Source organism: uncultured Nevskia sp. (assembly GCF_903885465.1).
Classification (GTDB): domain Bacteria; phylum Pseudomonadota; class Gammaproteobacteria; order Nevskiales; family Nevskiaceae; genus Nevskia.
In genome coordinates this window covers 1-2,641 of record NZ_CAISIQ010000062.1, presented here as the reverse complement: position 1 = coordinate 2,641, position 2,641 = coordinate 1, and the positions used below count along the sequence as shown (strand labels likewise).

At 63.3% G+C, this 2,641-nt stretch carries 2 protein-coding genes and 1 pseudogene; 1 reads left to right on the top strand and 2 read right to left on the bottom strand.

Going from position 1 to position 2,641, the window contains the following annotated elements; all coding sequences use genetic code 11:
- On the bottom strand, positions 1–1,180 hold a 1,180-nt coding region (locus tag QZY06_RS02170; RefSeq protein WP_295679587.1), incomplete at its 3' end, for a cellulase family glycosylhydrolase.
- 216 nt (positions 1,181–1,396) lie between these two features.
- Between QZY06_RS02170 and yghU the strand changes: the two genes are divergently transcribed.
- The gene (gene yghU, locus QZY06_RS02165; protein ID WP_295679585.1) at positions 1,397–2,272 is read left to right on the top strand and encodes a glutathione-dependent disulfide-bond oxidoreductase; all 876 of its coding nucleotides are present in this window, start codon (positions 1,397–1,399) and stop codon (positions 2,270–2,272) included.
- 89 nt (positions 2,273–2,361) lie between these two features.
- On the opposite strand, the pseudogene QZY06_RS02160 reads toward yghU, so the two are convergent.
- A pseudogene (locus QZY06_RS02160) lies at positions 2,362–2,641 on the bottom strand (NAD(P)/FAD-dependent oxidoreductase); the annotation flags it as partial.

Sequence of the window (2,641 nt, the reverse complement as noted above, 5' to 3'; positions counted from 1 at the left end):
CGCCGGTGCCCTGGGCCTGGGTGGTGGGATCGCCCCAGTTCTTGTACGACCAGTACATCCAGCCAACGAGATTTTCATCGGCCTGCGTTGCGACACGAGCGGTGGCCGTGGCGTCATCGCTGGCACCGAACTCGCTGAGCATCGATGCCGAACCGAGGCGCGTCGCGACAACTTCAGCATTGCGATAAACCCGCTGCTCCATCTTCGCGCAGGTCGTCGAGTCCTTCGCGCCGTAGGCCTGCATCAAGGTCTGGGCGATACAGTAGTTGTGCCAGGACAGGCCCAGCTGCTCATCGTCGATCGGCTTCGTGCCGAGATGCGAATGAGCGCCGAAATCGAACAGCACCTGCGGTTCCAGCCAGACGATGTTGTCGGCATCGACACCGCGAATGCCGCTGAGCACGTGCTCGTACATCGTCTGCAGCTTGTCCTGCTCGAAGTCCGCACAACCGCCGGGCAGTGCGCAGACCGGCCAGGCGCTGCCGCTCCAGGGTTCGTTGATCAGGTCGTAGCCCATCAGATGATCGGCATCGCGCCAGCGGGCGGCGACGGCGATCCAGGCATCCCGGTAGGCGGATTGCAGGTTGTTGGTGTTGTTCCACAGGCCGTCGAACGCTTCGTTCACGCGTGGCGTGACGTAACCGATCGGGAAGCCCGCGCGGATCAGGCCGCCGGTTTCGGCGGGATGAGCCCATTGCGGAAAACCTTCGCCGGCATAGGCCTCGCCGAACAGGTCCTGATGGAAATCGATCATCACGTAGACGCCGCGCGCGGCCAGCAGCTTGACCACGCGATCGATGCGATCGAGATAACTGTGATCGATGACGCCCTGCTGCGGCATGACACCAGCAAACAGCACGCCCAGGCGCATGGCATTGAAGCCATGCGCGGCCAGCCAGTCGGCATCGGCTGCGGTGAAGCCTTCGAGCGAGTCCGGCGGGGTATACGGCGCGTGCTTCCAGACCGCGTTGACGCCATGCAGGATCACCACGCGGCCCTGGCGATCGACCAGCCAGCCGCCTTGATGGCGTAGCTGGTCCAGGCTCGGCAGCTTGATCTTGGAAACGGGCCGCGCTGCAGGCGCATAGGCCAGGGTTTCTGGCCTCGGAGTACGCAGGGAAGTGCTCGACGCAGCGCCAGCAACAAGGCTCATGGCCAACAGGGCCCAGATGAATTTCACGGCAGATTCTCGAAGTGCGGCGCTTATCAGCTCAGCGTTGCACTTTAGTGACAATGTTCCGAACTTCGCTACCGCGTTTTCGGCGCCAGCGTTGAAAGCAGGCGCTCGGGTGATGAACGGCGGCAGGCGCTCCAGGTTCGCCGACCGGGACGACGGTGCAGCAGAGCGGCGCGGAGAAGACGAGAATGCGGTCAGGCTTCCAACCAAGACCCGCCAATGACCGATACAACTGTCTACACCCCGCCGAAGATCTGGACCTGGGAAAACGAGAACGGCGGCACCTTCGCCAGCATCAATCGCCCGATTGCCGGACCGACCCACGACAAGGAACTGCCCGTCGGCAAGCATCCGCTGCAGCTGTACTCGCTGGCGACGCCGAATGGAGTGAAAGTCACCCTGATGCTCGAAGAGCTGCTGGCCGCTGGCCATGCCGGTGCCGAGTACGACGCCTGGCTGATCCGCATCCTGGAAGGCGATCAGTTCTCCAGTGGCTATGTGCTGGCCAACCCGAACTCGAAGATTCCGGTGCTGGTCGATCACGGTACGGCATCACCGATTCGGATATTCGAGTCCGGTTCGATCCTGCTCTATCTCGCGGAGAAGTTCGGCGCCTTCCTGCCGACCACTGCCTACGAGCGCACGCAGGCCCTGAACTGGCTGTTCTGGCAGATGGGCAGCGCGCCGTACCTGGGCGGCGGCTTCGGCCATTTCTACGCCTATGCGCCGTCGAAGATGGAATACCCGATCAATCGCTTCACGATGGAAGTGAAGCGCCAACTCGATGTCCTGAACCGGCAACTCGGCGAGCATCAGTACCTGGCTGGCACCGAGTATTCGATCGCCGATATGGCCGTGTGGCCCTGGTATGGCGGCCTGGTGCTGGGACGGCTGTACGGCGCTGCCGAGTTCCTGCAGGCGGAGAGCTACGAGCACGTGCAGCGCTGGGCCAAGGAGATCGACGCACGTCCGGCTGCGAAGCGTGGCCAGATGGTCAACCGCAATTGGGGCGAGCCTGCCGGGCAACTGGTCGAGCGTCATGATGCCAGCGATTTCGAACTGCGCACGCAGGACAAGATGGGCGCCAAGCCCTAACGGGGACCGAGAAGCAGAGCCCGAGATGCAGGGCGGAGCGGACCGCTACCTCGCAAAGGTATCGGCCGCTCTGCCTGTCGGGGTAGCGATCAGATCGCCATATGTTTCGACGAATCGATGCCGAGATCTTCCATGATCTTCATCGCCGTGGCACGGCCACCGCCGGTGATGGCACCGCCCGGATGCATGAACGGCCCGGTGAGGTAGAGACCATCGGCCCCTGGCACCGCGTACTGCGCCAGGCGCGGCGTTGGCCGGCGTCCCATCAGCTGGTGCTGGAACATGCCGATGCCCATGAAGTCACCGCCTGCGAACGAGGGCGACCATTCGTTCTGATCGGCCGGTGACTCGGACATGCCGGCGATGATG